This window comes from Nocardioides sp., from assembly GCF_036267815.1.
Lineage (GTDB): Bacteria > Actinomycetota > Actinomycetes > Propionibacteriales > Nocardioidaceae > Nocardioides.
On record NZ_DATAVI010000016.1, the window covers coordinates 1 to 16100 of the forward strand.

General features: G+C 73.5%; 13 protein-coding genes. 7 read left to right on the top strand and 6 right to left on the bottom strand.

Annotated elements, in window-relative coordinates; genetic code table 11:
• The first annotated feature begins 142 nt into the window (after nucleotides 1-142).
• On the top strand, nucleotides 143-820 hold the full coding sequence (locus VHW64_RS02990; RefSeq protein WP_329649022.1) for an MgtC/SapB family protein: 678 nt from the start codon (nucleotides 143-145) through the stop codon (nucleotides 818-820).
• 33 nt (nucleotides 821-853) lie between these two features.
• On the opposite strand, the gene galE is transcribed toward VHW64_RS02990, so the two are convergent.
• A complete protein-coding gene (gene galE / locus VHW64_RS02995; protein WP_329649023.1) occupies nucleotides 854-1870 on the bottom strand; it encodes a UDP-glucose 4-epimerase GalE in 1017 nt (338 codons plus the stop codon).
• A 269-nt stretch (nucleotides 1871-2139) separates the two neighbouring features.
• On the opposite strand from galE, the gene VHW64_RS03000 reads away from it, so the two are divergent.
• Genes VHW64_RS03000 through VHW64_RS03010 form a run of 3 tightly spaced genes read left to right on the top strand, consistent with a single transcriptional unit; the run spans nucleotide 2140 to nucleotide 5795 of the window.
• Nucleotides 2140-3435, top strand: coding sequence for a carboxypeptidase-like regulatory domain-containing protein (locus tag VHW64_RS03000; RefSeq protein ID WP_329649024.1), 1296 nt, complete (start codon nucleotides 2140-2142; stop codon nucleotides 3433-3435).
• Nucleotides 3383-4132, top strand: coding sequence for an RNA polymerase sigma factor (locus VHW64_RS03005; protein WP_329649025.1), 750 nt, complete (start codon nucleotides 3383-3385; stop codon nucleotides 4130-4132). Before VHW64_RS03000 ends, VHW64_RS03005 begins: the two co-directional genes overlap by 53 nt.
• Nucleotide 4133: 1 nt before the next feature.
• Nucleotides 4134-5795 carry a hypothetical protein gene (locus VHW64_RS03010; RefSeq protein ID WP_329649026.1) on the top strand — a complete coding sequence of 554 codons (1662 nt, stop codon included), beginning with the start codon at nucleotides 4134-4136 and terminating at the stop codon, nucleotides 5793-5795.
• A 198-nt stretch (nucleotides 5796-5993) separates the two neighbouring features.
• On the opposite strand, the gene VHW64_RS03015 is transcribed toward VHW64_RS03010, so the two are convergent.
• Genes VHW64_RS03015 through VHW64_RS03025 form a run of 3 tightly spaced genes read right to left on the bottom strand, consistent with a single transcriptional unit; the run spans nucleotide 5994 to nucleotide 7989 of the window.
• A complete protein-coding gene (locus VHW64_RS03015) occupies nucleotides 5994-7331 on the bottom strand; it encodes an EsaB/YukD family protein (RefSeq protein ID WP_329649027.1) in 1338 nt (445 codons plus the stop codon).
• A gap of 7 nt (nucleotides 7332-7338) precedes the next feature.
• Complete coding sequence (locus VHW64_RS03020; RefSeq protein ID WP_329649028.1) at nucleotides 7339-7635, bottom strand: WXG100 family type VII secretion target; 297 nt, start codon at nucleotides 7633-7635, stop codon at nucleotides 7339-7341.
• Nucleotides 7636-7671: 36 nt separating this feature from the next.
• A complete protein-coding gene (locus VHW64_RS03025) occupies nucleotides 7672-7989 on the bottom strand; it encodes a WXG100 family type VII secretion target (RefSeq protein WP_329649029.1) in 318 nt (105 codons plus the stop codon).
• Nucleotides 7990-8243: 254 nt separating this feature from the next.
• Between VHW64_RS03025 and eccCa the strand changes: the two genes are divergently transcribed.
• Nucleotides 8244-12074: a type VII secretion protein EccCa gene (gene eccCa / locus VHW64_RS03030; protein ID WP_329649030.1), complete on the top strand. Its 3831-nt coding sequence runs from the start codon at nucleotides 8244-8246 to the stop codon at nucleotides 12072-12074.
• An 18-nt stretch (nucleotides 12075-12092) separates the two neighbouring features.
• Here the strand turns inward: eccCa and VHW64_RS03035 are convergent, their stop codons facing one another.
• Complete coding sequence (locus tag VHW64_RS03035) at nucleotides 12093-13637, bottom strand: helicase HerA-like domain-containing protein (RefSeq protein WP_329649031.1); 1545 nt, start codon at nucleotides 13635-13637, stop codon at nucleotides 12093-12095.
• 53 nt (nucleotides 13638-13690) lie between these two features.
• Here VHW64_RS03035 and VHW64_RS03040 point away from each other — a divergent pair, with 53 nt between their 5' ends.
• Nucleotides 13691-13990 carry a type II toxin-antitoxin system VapB family antitoxin gene (locus VHW64_RS03040; RefSeq protein WP_329649032.1) on the top strand — a complete coding sequence of 100 codons (300 nt, stop codon included), beginning with the start codon at nucleotides 13691-13693 and terminating at the stop codon, nucleotides 13988-13990.
• Between the two features lie 25 nt (nucleotides 13991-14015).
• Nucleotides 14016-14528: a LytR C-terminal domain-containing protein gene (locus tag VHW64_RS03045; RefSeq protein WP_329649033.1), complete on the top strand. Its 513-nt coding sequence runs from the start codon at nucleotides 14016-14018 to the stop codon at nucleotides 14526-14528.
• Nucleotides 14529-14543: 15 nt separating this feature from the next.
• Here the strand turns inward: VHW64_RS03045 and VHW64_RS03050 are convergent, their stop codons facing one another.
• Nucleotides 14544-16037 (bottom strand): potassium/proton antiporter, encoded by a 1494-nt coding sequence (locus VHW64_RS03050; protein WP_329649034.1) that lies wholly within the window; start codon nucleotides 16035-16037, stop codon nucleotides 14544-14546.
• Nucleotides 16038-16100: the final 63 nt, after the last annotated feature.

Below are 16100 nucleotides of genomic sequence, written 5' to 3' on the forward strand. Positions count from 1 at the left end.
AGCCCTCGCGGGTTCGAATCCCGCATCCTCCGCCACCCGGACAGCTCCTTGACCCGCCTCTCGCGATCTCCCGATACTTGTTGCGCATCGGGAGGTCCGTTGCGCATGACGCACAGGTGCGGAGTCACGGCGAGGCGATGACGTGAGCACAGCTGAGATCATGGTGCGCCTGGGCATCGCGTTCGTCGCGGGCCTGGCGATCGGGGCCGAGCGCGAGTACCTCGGCCACGCCGCGGCCGGCATGCGCACCCACGTCCTGGTCGCCATGGGCGCGGCGATGTTCTCCCTCGGCGGCGTCTCCGCCTTCGGCGACACGGTGCACACGGCGCCGGTCGACCCCACCAGGATCGCCGCCCAGGTCGCCTCCGGCATCGGCTTCATCGGCGCCGGGGCGATCATCCGCGACCGGGCCGGCATCCGAGGGCTGACCACGGCGGCCACGCTGTGGCTGGCCGCGTCCGTCGGCGTCGGGGCCGCTCTCGGCGCCTACCGGGCCGTGGCGATCGGGACCGCCTTCGTGCTGGTCGCCCTGGTCGGACTCCGGGTCCGTCCCCAGTCCCTCGGCGGACGGCGCCATATCGAGGTCGAGGTCGAGTACCCCACCGGCTCCGGGGCTCTCGCCCCGGTCCTGGCCACCATCCGCTCCTCGGGCACCTCGGTCGGCGGCGTCGACGTTCGCGACGACCACGGCGTCGGCTCGCGCCGGCTCCGCCTCGAGCTCGCCCTTCCGCCGACGTGCGCGGTGGGCACGGTGATCTCCGACCTCGCGATGCTGCCGGGGATCAACCGCGTCCAGATCCTGGATCGCGAGGCGGACTGAGCCGAGCGGCTCGGGCCGCCCCGGTCGGCCCGCTCAGTCCGGGTAGCCGTCGGGGTTGCTCGACTGCCACCGCCAGGTGTCGGCGCACATCTGGTCGATCGTGCGCGTCGCCCGCCAGCCGAGCTCGGCCTCGGCCAGCGAGGGGTCGGCGTACGACTCGGCGATGTCGCCGGGACGCCGCGGCGCGACCTCGACGGGCAGCTCGTGACCGCAGGCCCGGGAGAACGAGTCGAGCATCTCCTTGACCGAGGTCGGCGTACCCGTGCCGAGGTTCCAGGTCGAGACGCCGGCGGCCACCGAGCCGATCCGGTCCAGCGCCGCGACGTGACCGGCAGCGAGGTCCTCGACGTGGAGATAGTCGCGGCGACCGGTGCCGTCGGGCGTGGGGTAGTCGTCGCCGTAGATCAGCACCCGGTCGCGGCGTCCGACGGCGACCTGGGCGATCAGCGGCATCAGGTTGTTGGGGATGCCCGAGGGGTCCTCCCCGATCGTCCCCGAGGCGTGCGCGCCGACCGGGTTGAAGTAGCGCAGCAGCGCCACCCGCAGGGTGGGGTCGGCGACGGCGGCGTCGCGCAGGATCTGCTCCTGCATGACCTTCGTCCAGCCGTACGGGTTGGTCGCCGAGGTCGGGAGGTCCTCCTTCATCGGCACCGCCGCATCCGCGCCGTACACCGTGGCCGACGACGAGAAGACGATGCGGGCCACGCCGTGCCGGCCCATGGCCGAGAGCAGGGAGAGCGTCGACCCGATGTTGACGCGGTAGTAGTCGAGCGGCTTCTCGACGGACTCGCCGACGGCCTTGAGTCCGGCGAAGTGGATCACGGCGTCGAAGGACCCTCCGGCGACGAGCTCGTCGGTGGCTGCGCGGTCGGTGAGGTCGACCACCCTCACCTCGATCGGCCGGCCGGCGAGCGCCTCCAGGCGCGGCAGCACCGAGCGCTTGCTGCGGCTGAAGTCGTCGACCACCACCGCATCGTGGCCGGCCGCGATCAGCTGGAGTGTGGTGTGCGAGCCGATGAAGCCGGCGCCACCGGAGACGAGGATCCGCATGGCCGGGATTATCTCCTGATCCCGAGACCACCCGCGCCGGGCGGGCGGGATTGCGCTCGCATGCTTTGTCTACTAATATGGTAGACATTCACGGCCCGGCCACTCCGAGAGCCCCGGTGCGTTACGCACACGCCGGGGCTCTCGTGCGTTCCCCATGAGTGCGCCGGCCCGGGGCCTGTAACGCCGACAGCGCCTTATCCGCTTCCTGAGATGACACACGTGCCGACCGGCGCGGCAACCCCATCCAGCCTCATCCCAGGAGGAGCTCCATGAGCCTGACCGCTCTGCGACGAAGCACGGCCGCAGCCGTGGCCGTAGCCGCCGGCCTCGGCATGGCCACCCTGCCGGCGTTCCAGGCGAACGCCGACTCGCGCGCCGCCACCTCGCTCTCGATCCGCACCGCGCACGCCGCGGTCAAGCCCGGTGGCAGCGAGCGCGTCTCCGGCGACCTCGGGGTCCACGGCGCCGCCGGCCCCGCCGGCCGGACGGTGACCCTCGAGGCGCGAGCCGCCGGCACGGACTCGTTCGTCCCCGTCGGCACGGCGACCGCCCGCACGCACGGCGGCCTCGTGCTGAAGGTGACCCCCGACGTCACCACCCGCTACCGCTGGCACTACGCCGGCGACACCGACGCCCGCCCCAGCGTGAGCGGCGTCGCCACGATCCGGGTGCGCACTTCCCAGCACCCGCCCACGCGGATCCGGACCTCGCTGTCCGTCCGCGCCGTGCGCCGCGTCGTCCGCGAGAACGGGACCGACGTGGTGCGCGGGCACCTGCGCGCGGGCCGCGTGCCCCTCGGACATCGGCACGTGCTCCTCGTGTCGCACACCAAGGGTGCCGACGACTGGACCTTCGAGGGCGTCCACTGGACACGCCGAGACGGCGGAGTCGCCTTCAAGGTCAGCCCGGGTGAGCCGACGGCCTACCGTCTGGTCTTCCTCGGCACGCCGCTGTTGCGGCCCGCACGCAGCGCCGTCGTCCGGGTGCAGGACCGGCCCGAGGTCACCATCTCGGCCGACCCGACCCAGGTCACTCGCGGAGAGAGCGCCACGATCTCGGGGACCGCGAGCGACGAGGGCACGCCGATCGCCGGCGCGACCATCCAGCTGCTGGCCCGCAAGGCCGGCCAGCGTCATCTGAAGGTGGTCGAGACCGGGACGACGGCCGACGACGGCACGGTGTCCTTCACCGAGGCCCCGCCGGTCACCACGGCCTACCGGCTGCGTCTCGTGCACGCGCCCGGCATTCGGGCAGCCCTGAGCGGGCCGGCGCGCGTCAGTGTCATGCGGCCGTCGTCGCTGTCGATCCGCGGCCGCGCGACGTCGAGCGACTACGTCGTGAGCGGGACGCTGCGCGGCGGCGGACACACGCTGGCCCACCGCATGGTGACCCTCCAGTCCGAGGCGTCGGGCGCCGCTGACTGGACCGACGTCGGGACGGTCAAGACCGGCAAGGCAGGAGTTGCGAGGTTCCACGAGCCGACCAGCCCGGGGACCAGCTACCGTCTCGCGTATGCGGGTGGGCCGCGGTTCGCGCCGAGCATCAGCGGGACCGTCGTCTCCTGAGGCCGACGTCCGACCACGCGAGGGACCGGCGCTGGAACGCCCGCCCCACCGGGCTGATGCACAGGCCGCCCACCAGTCCGACTCCACGGGGGATCGGCCTGGTGGGCGCCAGCCTGCCGCGGACCCGCTCGACCGAGCGCTCGAGGGGGCCCTCGACGGGGCACTGGACCGCGCACGGCGAGGGGACGAGGCCGGCTTCGCGGAGCTGTGGCGGACGCTCCACCCTCCGTTGCTGCGCTACCTGGCCGTCCGCGGTGACGACGCCCCGGAGGACATCGCGGCCGAGACCTGGCTCCAGGTCGTCCGTGACCTCCGGGGCTTCTCCGGCGGGACCGCGGAGTTCCGAGCCTGGCTCTTCACCGTGGCCCGCCATCGAGCCGTCGACCAGGGCCGGGCCCGCTCCGCCCGTCCCGCCGTACCGGTCGCCGAGCCGCATGACACCCGGGCCGCGAGCGTCCCGAGCGCCGAGCAGCTCGCCGTCGAGCGCGAGGCGACCGCGGCGGCCTTGCGGCTGGTGGCATCGCTCCCGCCCGAGCAGGCCGAGATGGTCATGCTCCGCGTGGTGGCGGGCCTCGACGTCGCGGCCGTCGCCGAGCTGGTCGGCAAGAAGCCTGGTGCGGTCCGCGTGGCCGTACACCGGGCGCTGAAGTCCCTGTCCCGAGACCCGCGGGCCAAAGCGACCCGAGAGGTGGTGTGAGATGACCGAGCGTCCCCCGTCCGGACCGGACGACCTGGCCCCCTGGGCCGACGACGACCTGGTCCGCGCGCTGCGCGCACCGGGCACCGCCTCCGAGCTCGCCGACGAGGAGCGGTACACCGCGGCGTTCCGCGAGGCGGGCCGGTCCAACGTCCGCTCGCTGCCGCGTCGGGCCGCCGGCCGACTCGGCGCCGGGGGTACGGCGGTCGTCGTCACGGTCGCCCTGACCAGCGGTGTCGCCGCGGCGTACACCGGCAACCTGCCCGACCCCGTGCAGCGGATCGCCCACAGCCTGGTGGGTGCACCAGCCCCCGGGGTGGGCCGTCCGGACGCGTCGGGCACCGGCCCGGCGCATTCCGGCTCGGCAGCACCGGGGTCGGGCGGCTCGACCCCGACCGGACCGAGCAGCGCACCCACGGCCTCCGCGACCTCGGGCGGCCCGACATCGGGAGCCAGCCCGAGCACGGGCAGTCGCTCCGGGGCGCCCGGCCAGTCGACGGGGCCGAGTGGCTCCCCCTCGACCGAGCCGACCGGAGGCGTCACCACGCCACCGACCTCCGCTGGCGCGACCGCCTCGGCCATGTCGATGAGCGCCGCCTCGCACCGCGTCGGGATCGGCCAGACCACGACGCTCTCCGGGCTCGTCACCGGCGCGACGGGCTCGGCCCTGCCGGGCCACGTCGTCGTGCTCCAGGTGCGCGGGCCCCGGCACTGGCGCCCGGTCGAGCAGGTCACGACCGACGCCACCGGTCTGGCGACCGCGACCACGCCACCGGTCTCCAGCTCAGCGAGATATCGCTGGCACGCGGACCCGGGCGTGCACAGCTCGCCCTGGCTGCTGCGGATGGTGCCCCTCCTGACCGTCTCGTCCGATGTCGGCGGTTCGACGACCGAGCTCGTGCCCTCGGTCCAAGGCGCCACCGTCGGCGACCGGGTCCGGGTGCTGCGCCATACCCCCGGCCACACCGTGCCCGTGCGCCGTGCTCGCCTCGATGACACGGGGTCGGCCACCATCTCGGTGGCCACCCCGCGCCGGCGCGCGGCGTACGTCGTGGTGCTCCTGCCGACGAAGCGGCACGCCGGCGTGCGGGCACGCCTCGTGGTGATCCCACCTCGCCCCGCGGCGGTGACGATCGCCGGGGCCGCCGCGCGGACCGCGCCGGGAGGCACCGTCGCGATCGACGGAACCGTGACCTCGGCCAACGGCGACGTGCTGCCCGGCCACAAGGTCGTGCTGCTGCGTCGCGGCCCGGTCCGCTGGCGACCTGTGGGACACGCCGTCAGCGACTCGTCCGGGCACGTCGCGATCCTGACTCCGGCGATCGCGGCGACGTCTCGCTTCCGGCTGCGGACCGACCATCGCGTCCACAGCGCGACCTGGCGAGTCGTGGAGCAGCCCTCGATCTCGGTCGCCGGGCAGCGGGACGGCTCCACGACCGAGGTCACCGCGTCTGCGTCCGGGGCACGTGCGGGAGACAAGGTCGTGGTGTTCAGACGGCTCGGCGGGAGGCTGGTGCGGATGCGGCACGGCGCCTTGGGCGCCGACGGCTCGGCGTCCTTCGCGCTCAAGGCCCGCAAGGTCCGCACGACGTACGTCGTCCGGCTCGTCGCCACCAAGCGGCACGGGCCGGCCTCGGGGGCGGTGGCCGTCCCCGGCGCCTGAGCCTGGGCCGCCATCACCTTGCCGACCGCTGCTCCCGTGAGCAGCAGGCCGCCCACCAGCACGCCGCCCACCAACCGGCGGCCGAGCCCCGTCGCTGGCCGGTCCGGGGACCGGCCACCGACGAAGGCTGCCACCAGCCTTCGGCGCGCGAACGCGTGCGCATCCCCCAGGTCTCGTCCGGTCACCATCGCCGCGTCCCTATCGGCGGGCCATCGAGAACAACCCGCACGCGACCACCAGGGCGGGCGCCAGCGCGACGACGACCACGGACTCCAGAGCCCCGACCATGCGCTCCCGCTGTGCCGGGCCCGGGGGTCGCAACGCCGTCACCGCCAGCGCGCAGGCCCCGGTCGCGACCAGGGTGGCGCGCAGCGGCCCGTGCCATCCCGGGTGCAGCCACCACGCCGCTGCGAGGGTCGCGAGGAGGCCCAGCGAGCCGGTCGAGAGTCCGACCACCACCGGGGCCGATGAGCGGTGGCGCCGGGTGCGGAGCATCACGACGACGCACCCCAGCACCGCCACCAGGAGCCCGGCGGCGCCTCGCGCCACGGCGAACGGTGCGGCGAGCACCACCAGAGCTCCCAGCGTCGCGGACATCGACACCAGCAGGTCGGAGGCGAGTCGCAGGTCGCAGGAGAGGCGGGCGAGGTCGACGCCTCCGGCGTCCAACGCCCCCGTGCCGCCGACCAGGGGCTCGGAGCCGACGCCGGCGCAGGCCAGCACCGCGGCGGGTACCAGGTCTCCCGCCGCCACCGCGAGCACCAGGACCATGCTCAGCACGACGGTCGGGGCCAGCGACAGCACCCGCGACGCCATCCCGGTCGCGACCAGGACGGTCCCGACCATCACCGGGGGCAGGGCGAGCACCCGCCCCCGGTCGAGGCCGAGCACGGCGATCAGTCCCACCACTGCGGAGGCGAGTCCCGCCGCGCAGAGCACAGGCGGGTGGAACCGCGTGCCAACCAGGAGACGCCCACCGGCTACGGCGGCATAGACGCATCCGGTGAGGACGAGGGACACCGCGACCGTGAGGTGCCGCTCGCGGGTGCACCGCGAGACGACGACGCCGGCCAGCGTCAGCCCGACCGCGGCCAGGGCCGCGCCGACGCCGCCCGCCGTCGACGGGTCGCGGGCCAGCGACAGGGCGCCAACCGTGAGCAGGAGCACGGACGTCGCCCTGGCCGCGAGCACCCCGAGCGCCGGATCCCAGCTCGCGAGCTCGCTCGTGACCGCCTCGCAGATCGCGTCGACCAGATCGTCGTGCACCATCGGCTCGTCGACGCCACCGGCGGCCACGAGAGCCAGGAGCCCGCCGTCTGCGACGCCCTGCGCGGCGAGCCCTGCATCCGGTGCCAGGATCCGCCCGTCCTGCGTCGTCAGGCGGAAGCCGCCCTGGAGGACGTCGTCGTCGAGAGCCCCGAGAGCGCGAGCGAGCCCGGGAAGGAGCTCGGCGACCGGAACGGAGCCCGGCACGGCCAGGTCGACCCGACGGGTGCCGCCGATGACCGTGACCCGCACCAGGGTGGTCGTCGTCATGCCGCGCTCAGATGTCGAAGGCCCTGGCACCGCGGGCGTCGGCGGCTCGGTAGTCGGCGTTCGCAGACGACACCTGGGCAGACGTGCTCCGCAGGAGGTCGCGCATCTCACCGATGGCGGCATCCCAGCGTCTCTTCGACACGGCATAGGCCCGCTGCGCCTCGCCGATCCAGCTCGACCTCAACGGCGCCAGCTCGTGGTCGAGACGGCCCATCCGGGCGTCGATGCGCAGGACGACCCGCATCAGGTCGTCTGCGACTTGGTCGAGTCCCGCGTGGTTCACCTTCAGTGCGTCGAGCTCCATGGTGGCTCCTGTTCCTTGTCGAGGGTCGCCGGGCGGTCAGCCGAGGCGCTGCTGGTGTCGACCGAAGGCGGCCGACTGGACCTCGTCGGTGCCGAGGTTGTCCTTCTCGGTCGAGCGCAGGGACGACTCGAACCGGTCGAGCGCGCCGACGATCGTGCGCTGCTTCTCCGCCCAGGCCTGGCCGAGCGCCGAGAACGCCGAGCCGCCCCTGCCTGCCCAGGCCGATCTCGCGATGTCGATGTGGTCGACGAGCTCACGGTCGAGCCGGTCGAGGTCGCTTCGCGCATCGGCCACCATCCCGGCCGCTGTCGAGAGAGTGCCGTGCCCTTGTCCCATCTCTGGTGCTGGCGGCATGTCGCCGCCTCCTTCCCTCAGCGCGGCGCTGGACCGCGTCGCCGTGTGCCCCGACCGGGCACGGGGACCACCTTGGGGGAAGTCGCGCGCGGGCATCGGCGGTCATCCACAGGCCCCGCTCGACACGGTCGTGTGACCCCACCTGTGGATGGGTTCCGCGCCACGGTCGTCGACCGCCCTACTCTCGCCAGCAGTCGTTCTCGGGAGGGACCTTGAGCATCACCGCGCGGGCTCACGCGGCCGAGCCACCTCCCATGCCTGCCGGCAGGGTCGAGATCGACCCCCCGCCGGAGCTCCCGGACACCGACAGCGCCGGCGTCCTCGGCCACGCCGTCTCGATGCTCGGCGGTCTCGGGTCGGTCGCCATGGTCGCCCTCATGAGCGGGTCTGCGACCGGCGGCCGGGGCCGCAGCCTCCTCGTCGCCGGGATCCTCCTGGTCACCACGGTGGGGTTCCTCCTCGTGCAGCTGGACCGTCAGCGCGGTAGGAGGCGGCAGCGCGTCGACGGCTCCCGCGCCCGCTACCTCGCCCACCTCGCCGTCGTCCGGGCGAAGGTCCGCGAGGCGGCGGGACAGCAGCGCCTGGCTCTCCTCCGTGACCATCCCGCCCCGGCTGCTCTCCCGGCCCTGGCCGAGGAGCGATCACGGCTTCGGGAGCTCCCCGCGACCGACCCGGAGTTCCTCCGGGTGCGGTACGGCGTGGGTGCGCGTCCACTCGCCCTCGAGCTCGTCACGCCGGAGCAGGCCGGACCAGACCGGGTCGACCCGGTCGCCGCCACCGCGCTGGCCCGGCTCCTCGCCGTCCATCGCGTCCAGCGAGGTCTCCCGGTCGTGGTCGACCTCCGGGGATGCCGACGGATCGAGCTCGTGGGGCCGAGCGCGGCCGCCCGCTCGCTCGCCCTGGCCATGATCTGCTCGGCCGCGGCCTCTCACTCCCCCCGCGACCTGACCGTCGCCGTCCTGGCACAGCCGGAGACACTGGGCGCCTGGGACTGGGTGAAGTGGCTGCCGCACGCGCGCTCCACCCGATGTTCAGACGCCCTGGGCCCCCGCCGGACGGTCGCCACCGACGCCGACGAGCTGAGGGGCCTGCTCTCCTCGGGTCCCCACCTCCTGCTGGTGGTCGACGGCACCACCGAGCAGCAGCCGATCGCTCCCGGCGGGGCGGACGCCGTGACCGTGGTCCGCGTCGGTGGTGAGCACCGGGCGGCGGACCACCCCGACGCGCTCCGCCTGGAGATCGAAGGGCCCGTCGGGCCGCACTCCGCAGGGCCGACGATCCTGGTCAGCCGAGGCAGCGCCGACGCCGCCCGGGTCGTGGGTGACTCCTGTGCCCTGGCGACGGCCGAGGCGCTGGCCCGGCGGCTGACGGCGAGCCCCGGGGCAGTCCCCTCCCGGGCCGGTCCTGGACGCCGGCCCGACCCGATGGCCCTGCTGGGCCTCCACGACGGCCATCGCTACGACGTCGGCACCGGCTGGCGGCCACGACGTGGACGCGAGCTGCTGCGCGTGCCGATCGGCGTCGACGACGACGGCAGGCCCGTCCACCTGGATCTCAAGGAGTCGGCCCAGCACGGCATGGGCCCACACGGTCTGGTGGTCGGTGCCACCGGGTCGGGCAAGTCGGAGCTGCTGCGCACGCTCGTGCTCGGACTCGCCGCCACGCACTCGCCCGAGCAGCTCGCCCTGGTGCTCGTCGACTTCAAGGGCGGCGCGACGTTCGCGGGAATGTCGGCGATGCCCCACGTCTCGGCCATGATCACCAACCTGGAGCAGGAGCTGGTCCTGGTCGAGAGGATGCGCGACGCCCTGTCCGGAGAGCTGGTCCGGCGACAGGAGCTGCTGCGCGACGCGGGAGGCTACGCGTCCCTGCGCGACTACGACCGCGCGCGGGCCGCCGGCGTTCCGCTCGCGCCGCTGCCGTCGTTGCTGGTCGTGGTCGACGAGTTCTCCGAGCTGCTCGAGGCCAAGCCGGAGTTCGCCGACCTCTTCGCCGCCATCGGGCGGCTCGGTCGCTCCCTGGGGCTGCACCTGCTGCTGGCCTCGCAGCGGCTCGAGGAAGGACGACTTCGAGGGCTCGAGTCACACCTCTCCTACCGCGTCGGGCTGCGGACCTTCTCGGCGCAGGAGTCGCGCGCCGTGCTCGGGGTCCCGGACGCCTACGAGCTGCCGGCCAGGCCGGGGGTCGGCCTCCTGAGGTCGGGACCGTCGTCGATCCTGAGGTTCCACGCGGGCTACGTCTCGGGCCCCGCGCCTGACCCGACGCCGCCCCCGACGAGTCGGCAGACGGCTCCGGCCACCTCCGACCTCCTGCCGTGGACGATCGCCACGGTGGACAGCTCTCCCTCGGCACCGGAGCGCGAGGCGGGACCCGGCCAGGGCTCCGGTCGAGCGTCGCTGCTGGACGTCGTCGTCACCGCGATGGCCGGGGTGCCCCCGGCCACCCACCGGATCTGGCTCCCGCCCCTCGATCGGTCCGAGACGCTCGGTGCCCTGGTGGGGGGCCTCGCCACCGATCCCGAGCTGGGACTCGGGTCGCGACGCTGGCGCGCCGGCGGCGTCCTCACGGTGCCGATCGGCGTGGTCGACCGTCCCCGCGAGCAACGCCGCGACCCGCTGACCGTGAGCCTGACGGGAGCCGGCGGCCACGTCGCCGTCGTCGGCGGACCCCTCAGCGGCAAGAGCACCCTGCTGCGCACGCTGGTCAGCGGTCTCGCGCTGATGACGACGCCCCGGGAGAGCCAGGTGTTCGTCCTCGACCTCGGCGGCGGCACGTTCGCCGGGCTGCACGGGCTGCCGCACCTGTGCGGAGTCGGCACGCGGGCCGAGCCCGACGTCGTCGGCCGAGTCGTCGCCGAGGCGACCGCCATCGTCGACCGACGCGAGGGCGCCCGCCACTCCCCCGACGACGGCTACGGCGAGGTCTTCCTCGTCGTCGACGGGTGGGGTGCCCTGCGCAACGACTTCGAGGACGTCGAGCGCGACCTGCACCAGCTCGCCTCCCGGGGTCTTGCCTTCGGCTTCCACCTGCTCACCTCGGCGTCGCGCTGGGCCGACTACCGAGCCGGGATGCGCGACCTCTTCGGCACCCGGCTCGAGCTGCGGCTGGGGGACCCGATGGACTCCGAGCTCGACCGGGGCCGAGCGGCGTCGGTCCCGGCGGGCCGGCCCGGGCGCGGCATCGACCCGAGCGGGCACCACTTCCTGACCGCCCTTCCCCGCATCGACGACGACCGCGACCCGGCGACCCTCGCTGTCGGTGTCGCGTCGCTGGTCCGGCAGGTCGCCGCGGCATGGCCCGGCCCACCCGCACCCCCGCTGCGGCTCCTGCCCGACCTGCTGCCCGAGGCCGAGCTGCGCTCGGGGTTGGCCGCGTCCGCGGCGCTGCCCGGGCGACTGCTCATGGCCGTCGAGGAGCGGGAGCTGGCGCCCACGGGCCTCGACCCCGACGTCGAGCCGCACTGGATCGTCTTCGGTGACGGCGGGTCGGGGAAGACCGCCGCCCTGCGCGGCTACCTCCACGAGGTCATCCGGTCCCGGTCGCCGGAGCAAGCCCAGCTGGTCGTCGTCGACTACCGTCGCTCGCTGCTCGACGAGGTCCCGGACCGCCACCTGTTGCACTACCTCACCTCGGCGGCGCAGGCGGGTCCCGTCCTGGACGAGCTCGCCTCGTACCTCGAGTGCCGCCTCCCCGGCGACGCGGTCAGCTCCGACCAGCTGCGGAGCCGTTCGTGGTGGTCCGGAGCGGAGGTCTTCGTCGTGGTCGACGACTACGACCTGGTGGCGACCAGCCAGGGCTCACCACTCCAGGTGCTGCAACCCCTGCTGGCCCAGGCACGCGACGTGGGGCTCCATCTCGCGGTGGCGCGCCGGTCCGGAGGAGCCTCGCGGGCGCTGTACGAACCCGTCCTCCAGACGCTGCGCGACCTGGCGACCCCCGGGCTCGTCCTGTCCGGCAGCCCGGACGAGGGCCCCCTGCTCGGTGGCGTGCGCCCCGCCCCGGCCCGGCCCGGCCGCGGGCGTCTGGTCACCCGCGACCGCGGCGTCGAGGCCGTCCAGGTCGCGTGGCGCGAACCGGTGGGGTGAGACGCCAGCGGGTGGCGGTCAGCGGCGCCCGATGCCGAAGACCCCGCGCACCGCTTCGCGCGCGGCGTATCGGACGGCGTACTTGAAGGTGCTGGACTTCACGACCTTGTCGAACGTGCTGTCTTGAGGCTTGGCGGGCTTGGGCTGGGGCGCAGCCCTGCCACCGCTGCCACCCTTGGCCGCCTGCTCGGCCGCGGCCTTGTCTGCCCCGGCCTCCATCCGGTTCTTCAGCTTCTCGCTGGCCGACTCGCGGTCCACGACCTGGGAGTACGTCGCCCAGCCCGGGCTCGCCCGGACCGCCGCCTCCATGGCCGAGGCGTCAGCCGGCCCCATCAGCGACTCGGGGGCGCGAAGCCGGGTCCACGCCACCGGCGTGGGGGCGCCTCGCTCGTCCATCACCGTGATGACGGCCTCGCCGATGCCGAGCGACAAGATCACCTTGCCCAGGTCGGGGTAGGACGACGTGGGGTAGGTGTTCACGGTCTGCTTCAACGCCTTGGCGTCGTTGGGCGTGGCCGCACGCAGCTGGTGCTGCACCCGCGAGCCGAGCTGGGCCAGCACGTCGTCGGGCACGTCGGTCGGCGACTGGGTCACGAAGAAGACGCCAACACCCTTGGAGCGGATCAGCCGCACGGTCTGCGCGACCTGGTCGAGGAACGCCTTGGACGCGTCGTCGAAGAGCAGGTGGGCCTCGTCGAAGAAGAACACCAGCTTCGGCTTCTCGGGGTCTCCGACCTCGGGCAGGTCGTGGTAGAGGTCGGCCAGCAGCCACATCAGGAAGGTCGAGAACAGCGCGGGCCGGTCCTGGAGGTTGGGCAGCTCGACCATCGAGACCACGCCGCGGCCGTCGGGCGTCACCTGGAGGAGGTCCGACGACTCGAGCTCCGGCTCCCCGAAGAACACGTCGGCGCCCTGGCTCTCCAGCGTGATCAGCTCGCGCAGGATCACCCCGGCGGTGGCGCTCGAGAGCCCTCCGAGATCCTTCAGCTCGGCCTTGCCCTCGTCGCTGACCAGGTACTTCACGACATCGCGGAGGTCGCCCAGGTCGAGCAGCGGCAGCCCGGCCTGGTCGGCGAAGTGGAACACGAGCCCGAGGCTGGACTCCTGGGTCGCGTTGAGGCCCAGGACCTTGCTCAGCAGCACCGGGCCGAACGACGTCATGGTCACCCGCAGCGGGATCCCCGTGCCCTGACCGCCCAGGGCGTAGTAGGTCACCGGGAAGCCCTGGGCCTGCCAGGTCTGCCCGACCGACGCGGCGCGCGCCTTGATCTTGTCGTCCTCGGTGCCCGGGGTGCTCATCCCCGACAGGTCACCCTTGATGTCGGCGGCGAAGACCGGCACGCCGTTCGCCGACAGCTGCTCGGCCAGCAGCTGGAGCGTCTTGGTCTTGCCGGTGCCGGTCGCGCCGGCGACGAGGCCGTGCCGGTTGAGCATGCCGAGCGGGATCTTGATGTGCACCTCGGACAGCGTCGTCTCGTCCAGCATCAGGCCGCCCAGCTCCAGGGCAGCGCCGGTGAACTGGTATCCCGGGGCAACGGCCGCGGCGATCGGGTTGTCGGTCACCTGGTGGAATCTAGTCACCCGGGGCCCCCGAGCGCCCTGCGTAGACTCGCGCCGTGATCTTCAAGCGGGTGGGGGACGGACGACCGTACCCGCCTCACGACCTGACCTCGCGGGCCTGGGCCGCCCTCCCCCCGCGTCAGGTGCGCCTCGACGAGCTGGTCACCACCAAGGACACGCTGCGCCTCGACACCCTCCTCGACGAGGACTCCACCTTCTACGGCGACCTGTTCGCCCACGTCGTCCGATGGCGCGGCGACCTCTACCTCGAGGACGGCCTGCACCGAGCCGTCCGCGCTGCCCTGCACCAACGGCACGTGCTGCACGCCCGCGTGCACGAGATGGTCGACGCGTGACCGGGCGGACGCAGGCGGAGACCGGATGAACCTCAGCCTGCACGTGAAGACCCTGATCACGCTGGCGATCCTGGCCGCGCTGCTGTTCATCGGCGTCACCTGGGGGTGGGCCGCCCTGAGGACGCCGTTCCCGCACTCCACGACCACGAAGACCTGCTATCCGACGACCCTGAAGCCCGGTGACCGGGTCTCGCCGCCGAAGGTCACGGTCACGGTGCTCAACGCGAGCGACCGGGCCGGTCTCGCCGAGCGCACGATCTCGGACTTCGAGGACCAGGGCTTCGGCCCGGGCTCCGTCGGCAACGCCCCCAAGGGCACCGTCGTCCACTACGCGCAGATCTGGGCCCACAACCGCCAGAACCCCGCCGTCCAGCTGGTCGCGAGCCGGCTGGGACCGCACGCAGCGATCGTGGCCAAGAAGTACTCCGGCCCCGGCGTCGTCGTGGTGGTCGGCGCGCAGTTCCAGCAGCTCGTCGAGGGCAAGCAGTCGACGCGCGTGACCAAGGCCGTCACCATCTGCTCACCGCCGACCGACTGAGCCTCCGAGGCGCGTTCAGTCGCCGAGCCAGTGGCCGAGCCGACCGTGCGCCGAGACGACGCGCAGGCGCTGGACCGTGGGCTCGCGCAGCTGGCGCGGCGTCACCACGAGGAGGTCGTCACCGCGCCGCAGGACCGTACCCCGCTCGGGCACGATCGCGACTCCGGCTCGCACGACCATCGAGACCGACGAGCCCTCCGGCAGCCGGAGCTCGCCGACCTCGACCCCGTGCAGCCGCGACACGGGACTGATGGTGACCTGGAGCATGTCGGCCGCGAGCCGTTCCAAGGCGGCGACCTCGAAGTCGAGTGCGCGCGGCTCCAGCTGGCGCGTGACACCGAGCCAGCGCGCGACCTTCGGCAGGGTCGGGCCGGTCAGCATCGTGGAGATCACCACCACCACGAAGACGACGTCGAAGAGCCGCTCGGCGTCCGGCACCTGCTGTGCCAGCGGGATCGTGGCCAGGACGATCGGCACCGCGCCGCGCAGGCCGGCCCACGAGACGAACCCGATCTCACGAACGGGCAGGGGCTGCACCACCGCGCTCACCCAGACCGAGACAGGCCGGGCCACGAACATCAGGAGCAGGGTGGCGACGATCGCGATCCCCACGACCGACCACGTGATCCGGCTCGGCGACAGGAGCAGCCCGAGCATCACGAACAGCCCGATCTGGGCGAGCCAGGCGACTCCCTCGGCGAACGAGCGCGTGGCGGTGCGGTGCGGCAGCTCGGAGTTGCCCAGCACCAGGGCACCGACGTAGACGGCCGCGAAGCCGGAGGCGTGCGCGGTGGAGGCGGCGCCGTACGCGAGCAGGGCCAGACACAGGACCGCGAGCGGGTAGAGGCCGGACGACGGCAGCGCGGCTCGGCGCATCAGCCAGGCACCACCGAAGCCGACGGCGAGTCCGACCACCACGCCGACGACCAGCTCGAAGGCGATCGCGCCCGCGGTCGCGGGGATGCCGTGCTCCGCCACCGAGCCACTCGAGACCAGGGTGACCAGGACGACGGTCGGCGCGTCGTTGAGGCCCGACTCCGCCTCCAGCGCCCCGACGAGCCGCGGCGAGAGGGGCAGACCGCGCAGCACCGAGAAGACCGCCGCCGCGTCGGTGGGTGAGGTGACGGCTCCGAGCAGCACCGAGAGCTGCCAGGACAGGCCGAGCACGAGGTGGGCGACGACCGCGACCAGCGCCACGGAGACCGCGACGCCCAGGGTGGCCAGGGAGAGCCCGAGCCGGATCGAGGGTCGCACGGCCTCCCAGCTCGTCGTCAGCCCGCCCTCTGCCAGGATCAGCGCCAGTGCCGCGAACCCGAGGGCGTGTGCCAGCTCGGCGTTCTCGAAGGAGATGCCGATGACGCTCTCGCCGAGCGTCACGCCCATCAGCAGGTAGAGCAGCAGGCTGGGCAGGCCCGCTCGGGAGCTGAGCCGCACCGCGAGGATCGCCAGGAGCGTGACCCCCGCGCCGACCAGCACGAACTCGTCGAGCTGGTGGACATCGAAGGTCATGGGCACGTCTCCTCACCGGAGAGCAGGCGGCGATGCCCGAGTCTACCGGCGACCTTCCGGACA